Genomic DNA, 16,393 nt, shown 5'->3' with positions numbered 1-16,393 from the left:
GTAAATGGCTGTAGATACGGTTTTAGTAAACAATGTTTCAGGTAATGCTTGGGTACGCCAAGCTGACGGTTCTCTGCTGGCCTTGCGTGCTGGAATGCGTGTCCCTGTAAACGCTGAAGTGGTCACAGACAGTGGTGCAAACGTACAACTGCAAGCAGATGGCATGCCATCGTTGATGGTGGGTGAAAACCGTCAATTCCAAGTAACAAACGATCTCTTCAATGATGACGTAGATCCCAGCGGTCAAACCCTAGCAGCACAAGTAGACCCAGACATTGCACGTGTGCTTGCGGCAGTGCAGGCTGGTGAAGACCCTTTTGAACAATTAAACCCTACTGCCGCAGTGACTAGCGGCGGTGGCGATGGTGCGGGCGGTAGCAGCTTCACACGCTTGATGAGCATCGTAGAAAGCACCTCTCCGTTAGCATTGGCCTATCCTAAACCCATCACCCCAGCCGGCGAGCTGCCTCGCATGGGTGGCTATGGTCGTGCAGATGGCACCGATAACGCTGAAGAGCCTACTACCCCTACCGCACCAACACTCAAAGTCACCATCAATAAAGATGGCACCGTAAGCTTTAACTTTAGCGAGAAACCTGTAGGCTTCGACGCAACAGACGTACACGTTTCAAACGACGGCCGCATTGAAAATCTGCGCCCAGACCCAACCGACCCAACCAAATGGGTGGCCGATTTAATCGTGCCAGACAACTACGAAGGCGATATCGTGGTGCGCGTGCCAGATGGCAGCTACACCAACGAAGCTGGCGTACCCGGTTTGGGCGATCAAGACACTACGACGGTAGACACATTAGCACCAGAAGCGGACATCACCATTGATGTGATCGCAGGTGACGACGTGATCAACAAGGCTGAGTCCGAAAAAGACGTGACCATCACTGGTACTGTTGGCAAAGATGTTAAAGCTGGCGACACAGTGACTGTGACCGTCAACGGCAAAGACTACACGACCACGGTAAACACTGACGGCAAAACTTGGGCCGTAGACGTTCCCGGTGCTGAATTAGCCAACGATGACAACGTACATGCTACGGTCACCACTACAGATGCCGCGGGCAACAGCACTACCGCTGAAATTGATCGTGGCTACAGTGTCAGTACCGATCTGCCAGAGGCAGCAATCACCATCAACTCCATCACGGACGACGATGTGATCAACAAAGCTGAGTCTGAGAAAGATGTCACCATCACCGGTACCGTCGGTAAAGACGTTAAAGCGGGCGACACCGTCATCATCACTATCGGCGGCAAAACCTACACCACTACCGTAAATACAGACGGTAAAAGCTGGAACTTGGATGTTCCCGGCAAAGAGCTATTGGGCCACGCCAAAGTGGAAGCCAAAGTTACCGTGGAAGATGCTGCTGGTAACACCGCTACCGCTAATGCTGGGCGACCATACGGAGTAGATACTGATCTGCCAGAGGCTGAAATCAACATCGACACTATTACTGGCGATGACGTGATCAACAAAGCCGAGTCTGAATCTGATGTGACCATCACTGGTACTGTCGGTAAAGACGTTAAAGCGGGCGACACCGTCACCGTGACCGTGAACGGTAAAGACTACACCACCACCGTTAACTCCGACGGCAAAACATGGACCGTAGACGTTCCCGGTGCTGAGTTGGCGCAAGACACTAACGTTCACGCTAAAGTCGAGACTGAAGACGATGCCGGTAACACTGCTTCCGCTGAAACCGATCGCGGCTACGACGTGAAAACAGGCTTGCCTGAAGCAGAGATCACCATCGACACCATCGCTGGTGACGACGTGATCAACAAAGCTGAGTCTGAAAAAGACGTGACCATCACCGGTACCGTTGGTAAAGATGTTAAAGCAGGTGACACCGTCACTGTGACGGTTAACGGTAAAGACTACACGACCACGGTTAATACTGACGGCAAAACATGGAACGTAGATGTTCCGGGTGCTGAACTCGCCAAAGACACTAACGTTCACGCTAAAGTCGAGACCGAAGACGACGCCGGTAACACAGCATCGGCTGAAAACGATCGTGGCTACAGCGTTAACACCACAGAGCTTGAGGCTGAAATCACCATCGACACTATTGCTGGCGATGACGTGATCAACAAGGCTGAGTCTGAATCTGATGTGACCATCACCGGTACCGTTGGTAAAGATGTTAAAGCAGGTGACACCGTCACCGTGACCGTGAATGGCAAAGACTACACGACCACCGTGAACACCGATGGCAAAACTTGGAACGTAGACGTTCCGGGTGCTGAGCTTGCTAAAGACACTAACGTTCACGCTAAAGTCGAGACTGAAGACGACGCCGGCAATACCGCATCGGCTGAAACCGACCGCGGCTACAGCGTTAACACGGCAGAGCTTGAAGCCGAGATCACCATCGACACCATTGCTGGTGATGATGTGATCAACAAGGCTGAGTCTGAGTCCGACGTGACCATCAGCGGTACTGTCGGTAAAGACGTTAAAGCTGGCGACACTGTCACTGTGACGGTTAACGGTAAAGACTACACAACGACTGTTAACACCGATGGCAAAACATGGACTGTAGACGTTCCGGGTGCTGAGCTCGCTAAAGACTCTAACGTTCATGCCAAGGTAGAAACGGAAGACGACGCCGGCAATACCGCATCGGCTGAAACTGACCGTGGTTACGACGTAAAAACTGGCTTGCCTGAAGCTGAAATCACCATCGACACCATTGCTGGCGATGATGTAATCAACAAAGCCGAGTCTGAATCTGATGTGACCATCACCGGTACTGTCGGTAAAGATGTTAAAGCGGGCGACACTGTCACCGTGACCGTGAACGGCAAAGACTACATCACCACCGTTAACACCGATGGCCAAACCTGGACTGTAGATGTTCCCGGTGCTGAGCTCGCAAAAGACACTAACGTTCACGCTAAAGTCGAAACCGAAGACGACGCCGGCAACACTGCTTCCGCAGAAACTGACCGCGGCTACGACGTAAAAACCGACCTGCCCGAAGCAGAGATCACCATCGACACCATCGCTGGTGACGATGTCATTGATCAAACCGAATCCGAGTCCGAAATAGAGATTACCGGTACCGTAGGTAAAGATGTCAAAGCGGGCGACACCGTGACTGTGACCGTGAACGGCAAGGACTACACCACCACGGTTAACAGCGACAACAAAACATGGGGTGTTAAGGTGCCAGGCTCAGAGCTGGCCCAAGACACCAATGTACACGCCAAAGTCGAGACCGAAGACGCCGCGGGCAATACTGCCTCGGCTGAAAACGATCGCCCATACGCTATTGATATGGACACGGGTGGCGAAGTAGGCTGCAACGGCAACGTAGTCTGCAGCACTAACTACCTAGGCTACAGCAAGAACCCTGATGCAGACCCAGACGGCAGCTTGAACCCAAGCAAAGACGTAGGCTTGGACAATTACATGGAGTTCTTGGTCACGCTCAACAAGATTGAAGAGCGCAATGGCGAACACTTTGTGGCCGGTAAGGACGGTAAACCTGTCTTCACGCAGAAGCTTCTGGGTGACGAGCATGAGTACATCAAAATCTCCTTGCACGCATCCGACAAGATTTTTGGTAATGCCCAAAATGAACTCAACCGCACAGGCGTTGAAACCGAGACCGATGTTACGGTCAGTGGTGCCACTCGCTCAAATGCCATTAACGATGGCGAATACCCTGAGCTTATTCAAGGCGTAGGCGATAAAAGCAATGAAGTTTATGTGCGCGCCGACGTTTGGAATCAATACGCCGACAAGGGCCTCAATGTAAACGTCAACCACGATGGCGGTAAATACTTCGAGGAAACCGAGTGGAAACTGGGCGCACGCTACGAGCCTGACATCAACAATCCTCAAAAAGATGAGGATGGCAACGTCAAGTACCCACTGGATAACCACCCAGCCAATGGTGCTGAGTTGGATAATGGTAACCGCGTCATGGAAGGCAATCACGATTCACAGTACGCCTTCTCTGAAACCGTTAACCTGAAACCTGTGGCTATAGAGATGTCTAGCGTCGACATCAGCCTGACTCACGTTGACGTGGTGGAAGACAAGAAAATTGAGATCCCCATCAAGGATGGTACCGTTATCATCCCCGGCGATTACAGTGGCATTGACAGCAACGGGCTCAAAATTAGCACCGTTGTACCGGGTTCGTTCGTCAGCCAAGGCTCTGAGCTTATTTACGCAAAAGGTATACACCATGTAGGGTCTATTGATGGCCGCTATGAAGGTGCCGCAGGTAAAGGCTTTAACTACTTGGTACTGGAAGGTGATCCTAGCCGTTACCAATTCTCAGACATAGACTTCAAATCACCCAAAACAGATACGGCTTGGGACATGAAGTTTTACGGTGGCCGCGTTACAGACACCCAAGGCCAGGAAGGCTTAAATACAACCACCTTCAATCACATTAAAGGCATCATCTTTACCGATGGTACTGTGATCGAAGACGGCACCATCACCAAATACGGCTCTTCCTTTATGGAGTATGACTTTACGTTGGCCGCCGTATTGGGTGACGACGTTGGCACAGAGACGGGGGTATTTCTGTCGTTCACAGGGCTGACACTGGAGCAGATCAGCAAACTGTCCATCAGCAAAGATGGCCAAGAGTTGCAGTGGGAAAAACAAGATGGCAAGGTGTTTATCCCTAATGCTTCTGGTGAAGACTTGGAAGGCATCAACATCCATGTAGTAGTGCCTAAAGCGGATCAACCTACCGACTGGTCTATTTCGGCTGAGTTGCAGGCTAAAGATGGTAATGGCGACCCTATTGCCTCCGATAGTGCCTCTACTACCGATGCGCTGGCACAAGCCTTGTCTCTGTCTCATGAGCAACTGGATGAGCTGTCTCCAGCCCACTTGTTGCACGAAGAAGATGAGTTGGGGCTGTTCCTGTCTAACCATGCTGAACACGACAATGCCTTGCAACAAAACGAACCGCTCAGCCTGAACCATGATGAAAGCGATGCTGCAAATCGCCTCAATTTGGCAGATATTCTGGGCACACCTAAAGGCGTGGAAGGTTTAGAACCCACCACAGCCCCAGGGGATGCACAGCGTACTGCTGAGACAGTCTCGCAGGATCAAGACAAAGGTCGCGCTGCAGAAGCAGGATTGCACGATGAGGATCAACCTAGCTTGATGCAAGAGTTAGGCAGACGTTTGATGGACGAAAGCCAGAAACTGAATAATCCGGATCTCTAATCCGTTCTAGTCATGCGTAAAACAGCCCCCATTCTCCAAAAAAAGAATGGGGGCTTTTTGTTCTATGCTCAAACGCCCTGCACCGCACGACGCCGTACACCACCTAACCACACTAGACTCAAACCTCCTGCGGCTAACACAGCCCCCGCCAACGGCACGGCCATATAGCCCAAACCCTGCTCTATCACGACACCACCCAGCACCGCCCCCACCGCATTACCCAAGTTAAAAGCACCCACGTTCACTGACGAGGCCAAACCTGGCGCCTGAGCCGCTGCCTGCATGACTCGCATTTGTACTGGTGGCACGATACCAAAGGCAGCGGCACCCCACACCACCAAACTAATGCCAGCACCAATTTTTGTTGTCATCATGAAAGGCATCACAATCATGATGATAGTCAGCGCGGCAAGAATCAGTTTGGCTGCACCATCCAGAGACCAATCAGCCAACTTCCCACCTATGCTATTGCCTAGGGTGAAACCCATACCAATTAAGACCAGAGCAAGCGCCACAAAACTTGGTTCTGCATGAGTGATCTCAGCCAATACAGGCGCCACATAGGTGTACAACGTGAACATCGCGCCGGCACCCAACACGGTAGTACCCATGGCCAATAACACCTCGGGACGACTCAGCACCTTCAGCTCACGGCGCACATCGGGGCGCTGACCAGGCTCGCCTTTGGGTAAGGCCAACCACAGCGCGGCGATAGTGATTACACCCAGCACAGCCGTACCACCAAAAGCAGCACGCCAGCCTACTTGTTGGCCAATCCACGTAGCAGCAGGCACCCCGCCCACATTCGCAATAGTCAGGCCCATGAACATCGTAGCAATTGCACTGGCCTGCTTATCTTTAGGCACCACACTAGCCGCCACTACCGCACCTATGCCAAAAAATGCACCGTGATTCAAACTGGTGATCAAACGCGATAACAGTAACGTTGTATAAGTAGGGGCGAAAGCCGATAGCAAGTTCCCTACGGTGAATAGCACCATCAATGCCATCAACGCACCACGTTTCCCGAAGCGGCTAAAGAGCAAGGTCATCACTGGTGCACCCACCATCACACCAATGGCGTAGGCAGAAACCAGCATACCGGCAGTAGGAATACTAACTTGCACTCCATCAGCGATCACGGGCAACAGGCCCATTGGTGTAAATTCGGTGGTGCCGATGGCAAACGCACCGATGGCGAGAGCTAGTAAAGCAAGAGGCATGATGACAATCCAATGTGTTTTTTCTCAAAGGAGTAGATTGTCTCAAGTTAATATTCGCAGATTAAGTCGTATATTTACGAAATACTATTGAAATTTATTCAATAATAAATCGTGCTAATTGTGTATAAAAAAGCCCCTAGTGTTAGATAAAACATCCAACACTAGGGGGCTTCGTTCCTGCTAGCGTTACCCTCATACTTGAATACCTAGCTAGGGCAGCTACAACACATTACATAGGTGCTTCCGGTCTATTCAACTGGAACAAATCAGTACTACGGGCATACCAGCCACCACCATGCATACGACTAATCAAGCCTAGTTCTGGCGTTTTCACAAAACCGCGTCCAGCATCCAGAATATAGCGTTCATCTATATGCGCAGCCAGCACTTGGCCAATGACCACCAACTGTTCCGGGCCTGTGACTACTGTAGACAAGCTACGGCACTCAAAAGACACCGGGCTAGATTCAATCAATGGTGGACGTACATGGGTGGCAGGCTTAATCTGCACCCCTGCTTTTTCCAGCTCATCGACCTCTGCTGGGTAATCGGCACACGTCACATTCATCGCTTGCACCAAGTCTTCTGGGACTAAGTTAACGACGAACTCACCATTTTGCAGAATGTTCGCACCCGTATCTTTAATGCCGCCACGAGCCTGACGCATCAGACCTATTGCTACGGTAGGCGGTTGATGCCCCATCACATTAAAAAAACTAAAAGGCGCGGCATTCAGCACACCGCTTTCTGAAATCGTAGTCACCCAGGCAATAGGCCTAGGTGTCACGGTTGCCGCCATGAGGTTATAACAAGTCTGTGCAGGCAAACTACCAAAATCAAAATACATACCTTAACTACTCCCGCACACATCCTGCAGGCTGTATTTCCTGCACGGGCTCTTTGCTCTGTGTGTCAACAAACAAGCGGAATACATCCGGACGAGCATAATGCCCAGCCACATCAAAGTCATACTTGCCACGGATGACCTGCTCTGGGCGAATATCCGCATACAGTATGGTTTCTTGAGTGAAATCTGGCCCTGCCAATACTTCACCTAAGGGATCAATAATGGCACTACCGCCGCGCATCAAGACAGTGTTCTCGTCGTTGCCTAAGGCACACTCAAAGTCTTGAGGGTACGCACTGCGCAGCAAGTATTGGCAAGAGGTCAGCACATAGCAGCGTCCCTCTAGCGCAATATGACGCATGGTAGACAACCAACTATCACGGTCATCTGCCGTAGGTGCGCAATACAAACTGACACCTTGGCTGTACATATACATGCGTAGCATAGGCATATAGTTTTCCCAGCAGATCACAGCCCCCAACTTACCGTAGGGAGTGTCAATCGCAGACATGGTAGAGCCATCACCAAACCCCCAGATCAAACGCTCGCCAGCGGTAGGCATCAACTTTCTGTGCTTACCTACCAAACCATGCGTACCGTTAAAGTACAGCACCGTGCAGTGCAATGTGCCACCACTAGCCTCTATACACCCCAACACAACTACGCTATCGGTTTCAATGGCCGCTTGTTCAATCAAAGCGACCTCTTCACCCTCTAGGCTAATCGCCTGAGCATGGTATTCCGCAAAGGCATCACGCCCTTCTGGTTTGCGTATTCCGATGGGAGCACCAAAGGAATTACCTTTAGGATAACCACCCAAAAACGCCTCCGGAAATACCAGCACTTTGGCACCATTACCTGCTGCTTGATGGATCAACTCTACCGCTTTAGCCGCTGTTGCCATGCTATCGGTGGGAATAGATGCCGCTTGAATAACGGCTGCTTTATATGACTGTTGCATGATGCTTTTTCCTTTTCCTAATTAATGCAGTGGGTCCTGGTCTATAGCTTGTGGCTTTGTATTCGGCAAGAATATGCAGCCGATCACACCAACAATACTGACCATCACCACGGGGTACATCAGACCACCAAAGATATTTCCACTCGCTTGTGCCAAATAAGTGGCTGTGAACGGTACCATCCCACCAAATACACCAGCCCCAATGTGATACGGGAAGGACAACGCTGTATAGCGAATACGTGGAGGGAACAGTTCTACCAAGTACGCGGCTACTGGACCGTAGATCATCGCCACCATGGCGGTCATCAAGACCAAAATGAAGATGATTTTGCCTTTTTGTACCTGAGCAGGATCCGCTTTCTCTGGGTAGCCGGCTTCTTTCAGGGCACTGGCATACGCTGTAGCGTCGAAGTCTGTCAGCACCGTTTCGCCTACGCTTAAGGCAATCTCATGGCCAGCAATTGCCGGTGCGTACTCAAAGTTCACTCCTTTGCCTACCAAGAGTTTTTTCGCTTTCACACATGTTTTAGCGTGGTCTGGATGTGAGCCTACTAATGACGCAGCCAAGCGGAACTCACACTTATCATCGCTAGTATCCACATGCAGGCGTACTGGCTTTTCTTGCATCACTTGTGTCAGGGCTGGGTTAGACGCTTGCAACAACGCTTCGAACATAGGGTGATAGCAAATAGCGGCTAAGAACAAACCCGCCATCATTAACCACTTACGACCAATGCGATCCGACAAACGACCAAACAAGACAAAGGTTGGCGCCCCAATAATGAAGCCAATCAACACCAACTCATACACCGTTTTAGGCTCTACCTGCGCGGCTTGCTGCAGGAAAATCATCACGTAGAACTGGCCTGTGAAATACGTGGAACCCATACCAGCGGTAACACCAAACAAGGCCAACAATACCAAACGCAAGCTGCTCCACTGACCAAAGGTTTCTTTGATAGGGTTACGAGACAAGCGTTTTTCCTGCTTCATGCGTGTAAATACAGGGGACTCATGCAACTTGGCACGGATGTAAATAGAGATCACCAACATCACGATAGACAGGATGAACGGCAAACGCCACCCCCACTGTTTGAAGTCCTCTGCGCTCATGGTTGCTTGAGTACCCAGAATCACCAACAAGGACAAAATCAAACCGGCTGAAGACGTAATCTGGATCCAACCTGTTAACAAGCCACGGCGCTTAGGCTGACAATGTTCGGCGACGTAAATTACCGCACCACCGTACTCTCCACCTACGGCTAAACCTTGTAATACACGCAAGGTCAGCAACAAAATCCATGACAAGTGACCTGCACTTTCATAAGTAGGCAAGCAACCAATCAACACGGTTGCACCACCCATGATGATGACCGTAATCAAAAAGGTGTATTTGCGTCCCCACTTATCGCCCAAGTAGCCAAATAGCACGGCACCAATGGGGCGAATCACAAAACCAACCGCCAACGCACCCAATGCGGCTAGCAACGCTACCGTTGGGTTGTCTTGCGGGAACAGCACTTGGCTCATAAAGACCGCCAACGTGCCATAAATAAAAAAGTCATACCACTCAAATAAGGTCCCCAATGTCGAGGCAATGACTACCTGCCTCTCCTCCTTTTTGCTCATCATTTGTGCATTTGTGGTCTGCACACCTGTACTTACTGCATCCATAGTGTTCCCCGCGGTTATTAATGTTCATTTTTTAACTATTATCAAATCAATTTGATGAAATTAAAATATAGGAAATACCCGTACACGCGAAGTTAGTTCCAGGAACAGACACCGCATTGCTTTCACGCCTTTCACAAAGCCATTACACTTAAGGCCCATTTAGAGGCTACGCGTAGGAAGAGCAAAATATGGCCAGCAGCGATAAAGCAAAAAAGACAACATCGTCCACTACGGCACGGCGAGGCATTCAGTCCATAGAAATAGGTTTTCGTATATTGGATGTAGTCCGTCAGGCAGGCACGCCTTTGGCACTTAAAGACTTGGCTGACAAATGTGAGTTAAGCGTGCCTAATGTGCACTACTATCTGGTCAGTTTTCAAAAAGTAGGTGTGATACAGCAGCATGCAGATACAGGCCTGTATGGACTAGGCCCCTATGCGTTGCGCTTAGGTTTAGCCGCACTAGAGCAATTTGATGTATTCACTACCGCTAGACCCATCATGGCCGAGTTGGCTGCGGCTACAGGGCAAACTGTATTTTTGGGGGTATGGGGTAACAAGGGACCAACCATTGTTTACCGTGTGGAAGGCGGGAGCAGCCGCCCCTTGTTAGAGCTACGCGTAGGCAGTGTATTGCCACTATTGTCCTCGGCCCTGGGCAGAAATTTCTTGGCGCATCTACCCGATAGCCGCACACGAGAACTCTTGAACAGTGAACTAAAAAGCGAGGCAGACAACTACAGCACAGAAAAAATTGAAGCCTTAAAGCAAGATGTGCTGCAGCACCATGTGAGTCGCTGTAAAGATGCGCTATTGCCCCACTTCATTTCGCTATCAGCCCCTATTTTTGACATGTTGGGCGAAATGACAGCAGCCATCACCGTAATGGGCCCCATAGGCTCTATAGATGATAGCCCCAATTCCGAAACCATCACCTTGCTTAAACAAAAAGCACGCTCTATTTCGGCCACAGCAGGTTGGATAGACCCTTCAGACGCTTAACAGCCACCATAAAAAGGTTTTTCTGCCTACGTGCTGAAAAACCTTTTTTACTGAATACTAGCTGTTTGATAACGGCGTTTTCTATGACTACCCAAAGCCCAAACGCAAAAAGGCCCTTGATTGCTCAAGGGCTTTTTTAAATTCTGGCGGACAGGGGGGGATTCGAACCCCCGATACGCTATAAACGTATACACGCTTTCCAGGCGTGCGCCTTCAACCACTCGGCCACCTGTCCTATCTGTTACTGCCAAGCCTGCTATTATAGCCAAGATTACTAAAAAAGCAAACCTTCCTGCAAAGTATTCCAACGTTGAGGATCACGTAGCAATAAACGCACGTCTTTACCTAGTCGTTCTGCATCACAGAACTCGAAACGCTGTGCCAAACTTAATTGCTGCAACTCAGGCAAAGTGACTATAGGCTGCCCTGGCCCCAACAACGTAGGTGCAACATAACTGAGAATTTGATCTACACGACCCGTTTGCAGCATGGCCCCACTAAAGAGCCCACCCGCTTCCACATGCACTTCATTAATAGCTTGTTCATCAATGAAGGCCAACACCTCGGCTAAATCGGCATGACCAGCAGCACTCTTCCCTACCTGTATCACCTGAGCATTTTTATCGGCAAGCTGCTTAGTCTTGGACGCATCGTTGCTCGTGGTGAAAACCCAAACCGGATCACCATTAAGTAGTTTCGCATCAGTGGGCAAACGTAGATGTGTATCCATGACAGCACGAATAGGCTGTCTAGGCGTTTCTATACCCCGTACATTCAGCAAGGGATTATCAGCCAACACAGTGCCTATACCTGTTAACACCACGCATGACCTAGCGCGCCATTGGTGTCCATCCTGCCTAGCTTCTGGCCCTGTTATCCACTGCGATTGCCCATTTAGCAATGCACTGCGTCCATCTAAAGAACCCGCTACCTTCAACCATAACCAGGCCTGCTTACGCAGCATGCGGGATACAAAGCCGGGGTTTTGCTCTAACGCCATCTCAGCACAAACACCTGTTTGCACAGGGATATTGGCTTCTTGCAAAGCTCGTATACCACGACCTGCCACCAATGGATTAGGGTCTAGTAACGCCACTACCACACGCAGTGGTTTAGCTTGAATAAGGGCTTGCACGCACGGCGGCGTACGACCATAGTGACTACAAGGTTCAAGCGTGACATACACCGTACACTGCGATAAATCTATCTGCCGTTCACGTGCTTGAGCCAATGCCATGACTTCAGCGTGCGGGCCACCCGCTTGCTGTGTAGCCCCTGCGGCCACCATTTGACCATCTTGAACAATGACACAACCCACACGGGGGTTGGGCGAGGTCAAATGCATGACGGATTGCGCTTGGGCCAAAGCCTGCTGCATCCACTTCACGTCATCCACACTACTCACCGGTATGCCCTTATTCTGGGGAATGGTTCACCGGACCATCCTGCATTTCTTGGATAGTCCGCATAAATTCATGAATATCATTAAAACTTTTATAGACGGAAGCAAAGCGCACATAGCCCACTTGGTCTAATTGCTTCAACTCGTCCATAGCCAGATCGCCTATATGCTCAGTAGAGATTTCTCGCTCGCCACTGACCATCAGACGTTCGACGATGCGACGCACAGCAGCATCCACATCGGCACTGGCGACAGAACGCTTGCGCAATGCCAGATCTAAACTGGCACGCAAGCGTTTGTCATCAAATTCCATACGGCTGCCATCACGCTTGACCACCGCAGGCATCAACAACTCCATGCGCTCATATGTGGTGAAGCGACGATCGCAGGCCGCGCAACGGCGACGGCGTCGAATAGAATCGCCTTCTTCTGATACGCGAGAGTCTACGACCTGAGTATCGCTATTTCCACAAAATGGACATTTCATCGTTTAAAAAGGCCCCTTACGGGGCCAGTAGTGATATTACTTAGCACTATACACTGGGAAACGCGCCGTGAGTTCATTGACTCGTTGGCGAACCGCCTCAATGTTGGCTTCATCATGCGGATTATCCAACACATCTGCAATCAGGTTAGCCGTCAACTCAGCTTCAGCTTCTTTGAAGCCACGAGTTGTCATGGCAGGCGCACCCAGACGGATACCGCTAGTCACGAATGGAGACTCAGGGTCGTTAGGGATGGCGTTTTTGTTCACAGTAATGTGAGCGTCGCCCAATACGCGCTCAGCATCTTTACCGTTAATGCCTTTAGCACGCAGATCCACCAACATAACGTGGCTTTCTGTACGGGAAGACACAATACGCAGACCACGTTTAACCAAAGTTTTGGCCATTACGTCAGCATTTTTCACAACTTGTGCAGCGTATTCTTTGAAGCTAGGCTCCAGAGCTTCTTTAAAAGCAACGGCTTTAGCAGCAATCACGTGCATCAATGGACCACCCTGAATACCAGGGAAGATCGCAGAGTTAATGGCTTTTTCGTGCTCAGCTTTCATCATGATCACGCCGCCACGAGGACCACGCAAAGATTTGTGCGTAGTAGTGGTTACGAAGTCAGCGTGAGGTACTGGGTTGGGGTATGCACCACCAGCAACCAGACCTGCGTAGTGAGCGATGTCTACCATGAACAATGCACCGTTTTCGTGTGCAATGCGAGCCATGCGTTCGAAGTCAATGCGCAAGGAGTAAGCAGAAGCACCACCAACGATCAGTTTAGGCTTGTGCTCTTTAGCCAAAGCTTCTAACTGGTCGTAGTCCAGCTCTTCTTTTTCGTTCAGACCGTAAGGAATGAAGTTGTACAGTTTGCCAGATGCGTTCACTGGGGAACCGTGGGTCAAGTGGCCGCCTTCAGCCAAGCTCATACCCAACACGGTGTCACCGGGTTTCAGCACAGCCATGTACACGCCTTGGTTGGCTTGGGAGCCGGAATTAGGCTGTACGTTAGCAGCTTCTGCACCAAACAATTCTTTCAGGCGCTCTATAGCCAAGCGCTCAACTACGTCCACGTACTCACAACCGCCATAGTAACGACGACCGGGATAGCCCTCTGCATACTTGTTAGTCAGTTGGGTACCCTGCGCCTGCATCACTGCAGGGCTAGCGTAGTTTTCCGAAGCAATCAGCTCAATATGCTGTTCTTGGCGGGTGTCTTCTTTCTGGATAGCATCCCAAAGAGCGGGGTCTACAATATCCAGCGTACGTGAACGATCAAACATGAGAGATCCTAAAAAATAAGGAAACTAAAATGAAGCTGCCATTTTAGCGCCTAAGCGTTGCCTAGGGCTGAAATAAGGCAAAGGTGGCACTCAAACCAACAACCTTCTTCAAAAAAAAGACAGTTGTGTGAAAGAGTGCCACCTTTTAGGTGAATATTTTTCAACCTGTTTTGTCAAAACTGCTTATAACAGTTTCTCATTCAAGGTGTAGGTGCCCGTCAAACTAGCTTGCGCCAGAATGTGGCCTTGCATTACTGCTTTGGCCTCTGCTCCACCAAATTTGCCTTCCAGTGGAAGCTCTTCCAGATCCAGCGCATAAATGGTGAAGGTATAACGGTGCTGCAAAGCGTCGTTCCACGGCGGGCACGGACCGTCGTAACCAAAGTAATCTCCGCTCATGTCACGATCATGCGCAAAAAACTTACTGTAGTCATTCAAGCCTTGGCGTGTACCACTAGGAGCCAATGGGCCCGCTTTACCTCGGGGGGTAACACGATCCGAATACGCGCCTTCGGAAATTTCACGAACCTCAGCAGGAATATCCACCAAGACCCAGTGATAGAAATCAACGCGCGGCGTATCGGCGGCCACCTCTTTGCCAGGCTGATTTATATCATCCGGCACTGCAGGCACATCATGGTCTACGCACAATACAACGAAAGAGCGGGTTCCTTCTGGAACATCCTCCCAGGCCAGATGCGGGTTGGCATTACCTGCCAAGGCCACTTTTGTCGCGGCATCTGCCCGACCAAAAGCCAAACGCTCTGGGATCACAGCCTGATCAGTAAAAGAGTCACTACGTAACTTCATAATCCGCCCTCACAAACAGTCAAGAGACACTTACACGGGCAAAACGTCGTTTGCCCACTTGCAGCACATACGTACCGGCTACAAGTTCTAAGGCCTTATCTTCAACCTTCACGCCATCAATGCGAACACCACCTTGTTCGATGCTGCGGTTAGCTTCGCTATTTGATGGAACCAGTCCTGCTTCGCGCAATAGTTTTACTATACCAATTGGCGCACCATTTACGCTAACTTCAGGCATGTTCTCGGGGATTTCACCATGACGGAAACGCGCCTCGAAATCATGCAATGCAGCATCAGCAGCTTGTGCCGAGTGGAAACGTGTAATGATTTCCTGTGCCAACGCTACTTTAATGTCGCGTGGGTTTGCACCCTGCTCCACACTGGCTTTCAATGCATTGATGTCTGCCATGCTCTTGAACGACAGCAACTCGTAGTACATCCACATCAACGTATCGGAGACAGACATGATCTTACCGAACATGGAGTCTGCATTTTCAGTGATACCGATGTAGTTGCCTTTGGACTTGGACATTTTTTCAACGCCATCCAAACCTACCAACAAAGGCATAGTCAGAATGCACTGCTGTTCTTGACCATATTCTTTTTGCAGTTCACGGCCCACCAGCAAGTTAAATTTCTGATCCGTCCCCCCCAGCTCCAGATCAGCTTTCAACATGACGGAATCATAGCCTTGCAACAACGGATACAAGAACTCGTGTACCGAAATAGGTGTGTGTGACTGGAAGCGCTTGGTGAAGTCATCACGCTCCATCATACGAGCCACGGTATAACGTGACGCCAGTTGAATCATGCCGCGAGAACCCAGCTGATCACACCACTCAGAGTTATATCGCACTTCCATGCGACTCTCGTCCAGGATCAGTTTGGCCTGATCGTAATAAGTCTGCGCATTTGACTTGACCTGCTCTGGGGTCAGTGGCGGACGAGTAGAGTTGCGACCACTAGGGTCACCGATAGTGGAAGTGAAATCACCAATCAGGAAAATGACGGTATGACCTAGGTCTTGTAGCTGACGCATTTTGTTCAGCACTACAGTGTGACCCAGATGAATATCAGGGGCGGTAGGATCCAAGCCCAGCTTGATACGTAGAGGCTTGCCAGACGCTTGGCTACGCGCCAATTTCTTAGCAAACTCAGCTTCTACAATGAGTTCATCACAGCCACGTTTGGCGATATCAAGTGCGGCTTGCACTTCTGGAGTAATAGTAAAGTCGGGGGAGGACATAATCTGCCTAATTTTTTCTCGAAAAAACTCGATAAATTGAGTCAAATGCGCTAGGATACTAGTGTTTATCAGATCATCACGAATGATCAGTATAAACCCCTATATCTTAACAGAACGCTAATAAGCTTCGCTACGAAGAATAATTTAACGTTCTGACTCCCTGCTACGTTACTTGCATTGCTAGGCTATATGCCCTGCGACAGGACATATTTTCTGCAATGCCAA

11 protein-coding genes and 1 tRNA gene are annotated in these 16,393 nt (G+C 50.1%); 2 read left to right on the top strand and 10 right to left on the bottom strand.

Annotated features, from left to right (window positions below; translation table 11 throughout):
* Positions 1–4 precede the first annotated feature (4 nt).
* On the top strand, positions 5–5,230 hold the full coding sequence (locus ACLO87_RS02815; RefSeq protein WP_430222724.1) for a retention module-containing protein: 5,226 nt from the start codon (positions 5–7) through the stop codon (positions 5,228–5,230).
* Positions 5,231–5,298: 68 nt separating this feature from the next.
* Here ACLO87_RS02815 and ACLO87_RS02810 read toward each other — a convergent pair whose 3' ends face one another.
* The 4 genes from ACLO87_RS02810 to ACLO87_RS02795 all read right to left on the bottom strand — a co-directional run bounded on the left by ACLO87_RS02810 (position 5,299) and on the right by ACLO87_RS02795 (position 9,935).
* Entirely contained in the window at positions 5,299–6,453 is a 1,155-nt protein-coding gene (locus ACLO87_RS02810; RefSeq protein ID WP_430222723.1) for an MFS transporter, read from the bottom strand.
* A gap of 229 nt (positions 6,454–6,682) precedes the next feature.
* Positions 6,683–7,300: a flavin reductase family protein gene (locus ACLO87_RS02805; RefSeq protein ID WP_135866807.1), complete on the bottom strand. Its 618-nt coding sequence runs from the start codon at positions 7,298–7,300 to the stop codon at positions 6,683–6,685.
* A gap of 7 nt (positions 7,301–7,307) precedes the next feature.
* Complete coding sequence (locus tag ACLO87_RS02800) at positions 7,308–8,261, bottom strand: carbon-nitrogen hydrolase family protein (protein WP_135866805.1); 954 nt, start codon at positions 8,259–8,261, stop codon at positions 7,308–7,310.
* Between the two features lie 21 nt (positions 8,262–8,282).
* A complete protein-coding gene (locus ACLO87_RS02795; protein WP_135866803.1) occupies positions 8,283–9,935 on the bottom strand; it encodes an MFS transporter in 1,653 nt (550 codons plus the stop codon).
* Positions 9,936–10,123: 188 nt separating this feature from the next.
* Between ACLO87_RS02795 and ACLO87_RS02790 the strand changes: the two genes are divergently transcribed.
* Positions 10,124–10,936 (top strand): IclR family transcriptional regulator, encoded by an 813-nt coding sequence (locus tag ACLO87_RS02790; RefSeq protein WP_430222722.1) that lies wholly within the window; start codon positions 10,124–10,126, stop codon positions 10,934–10,936.
* Positions 10,937–11,080: 144 nt separating this feature from the next.
* On the opposite strand, the gene ACLO87_RS02785 is transcribed toward ACLO87_RS02790, so the two are convergent.
* The 6 genes from ACLO87_RS02785 to tyrS form a co-directional block, all read right to left on the bottom strand.
* Positions 11,081–11,171: transfer RNA gene (locus ACLO87_RS02785), tRNA-Ser, on the bottom strand.
* Positions 11,172–11,210: 39 nt separating this feature from the next.
* Complete coding sequence (gene ribD / locus ACLO87_RS02780) at positions 11,211–12,332, bottom strand: bifunctional diaminohydroxyphosphoribosylaminopyrimidine deaminase/5-amino-6-(5-phosphoribosylamino)uracil reductase RibD (protein ID WP_430222721.1); 1,122 nt, start codon at positions 12,330–12,332, stop codon at positions 11,211–11,213.
* Positions 12,333–12,351: 19 nt separating this feature from the next.
* Positions 12,352–12,825: a transcriptional regulator NrdR gene (gene nrdR / locus ACLO87_RS02775; protein WP_135863710.1), complete on the bottom strand. Its 474-nt coding sequence runs from the start codon at positions 12,823–12,825 to the stop codon at positions 12,352–12,354.
* A 36-nt stretch (positions 12,826–12,861) separates the two neighbouring features.
* A complete protein-coding gene (glyA, locus tag ACLO87_RS02770; RefSeq protein WP_135863712.1) occupies positions 12,862–14,112 on the bottom strand; it encodes a serine hydroxymethyltransferase in 1,251 nt (416 codons plus the stop codon).
* Positions 14,113–14,295: 183 nt separating this feature from the next.
* Positions 14,296–14,922: a YbhB/YbcL family Raf kinase inhibitor-like protein gene (locus tag ACLO87_RS02765; protein WP_135863714.1), complete on the bottom strand. Its 627-nt coding sequence runs from the start codon at positions 14,920–14,922 to the stop codon at positions 14,296–14,298.
* Between the two features lie 19 nt (positions 14,923–14,941).
* Entirely contained in the window at positions 14,942–16,168 is a 1,227-nt protein-coding gene (tyrS, locus tag ACLO87_RS02760) for a tyrosine--tRNA ligase (protein ID WP_135863716.1), read from the bottom strand.
* Positions 16,169–16,393 lie beyond the last annotated feature (225 nt).

The sequence above is a fragment of the Paenalcaligenes sp. Me52 genome, from assembly GCF_050487965.1.
GTDB lineage: Bacteria > Pseudomonadota > Gammaproteobacteria > Burkholderiales > Burkholderiaceae_B > Paenalcaligenes.
This window is presented reverse-complemented; position numbering and strand designations above follow the sequence as displayed.

Coding starts and splice junctions, on each gene's coding strand:
- ACLO87_RS02815 (WP_430222724.1), top strand. CDS start 5: ATGGCTGTAGATACGGTTTTAGTAAACAATGTTTCAGGTAATGCTTGG.
- ACLO87_RS02810 (WP_430222723.1), bottom strand. CDS start 6,453: ATGCCTCTTGCTTTACTAGCTCTCGCCATCGGTGCGTTTGCCATCGGC.
- ACLO87_RS02805 (WP_135866807.1), bottom strand. CDS start 7,300: ATGTATTTTGATTTTGGTAGTTTGCCTGCACAGACTTGTTATAACCTC.
- ACLO87_RS02800 (WP_135866805.1), bottom strand. CDS start 8,261: ATGCAACAGTCATATAAAGCAGCCGTTATTCAAGCGGCATCTATTCCC.
- ACLO87_RS02795 (WP_135866803.1), bottom strand. CDS start 9,935: ATGGATGCAGTAAGTACAGGTGTGCAGACCACAAATGCACAAATGATG.
- ACLO87_RS02790 (WP_430222722.1), top strand. CDS start 10,124: ATGGCCAGCAGCGATAAAGCAAAAAAGACAACATCGTCCACTACGGCA.
- nrdR (WP_135863710.1), bottom strand. CDS start 12,825: ATGAAATGTCCATTTTGTGGAAATAGCGATACTCAGGTCGTAGACTCT.
- glyA (WP_135863712.1), bottom strand. CDS start 14,112: ATGTTTGATCGTTCACGTACGCTGGATATTGTAGACCCCGCTCTTTGG.
- ACLO87_RS02765 (WP_135863714.1), bottom strand. CDS start 14,922: ATGAAGTTACGTAGTGACTCTTTTACTGATCAGGCTGTGATCCCAGAG.
- tyrS (WP_135863716.1), bottom strand. CDS start 16,168: ATGTCCTCCCCCGACTTTACTATTACTCCAGAAGTGCAAGCCGCACTT.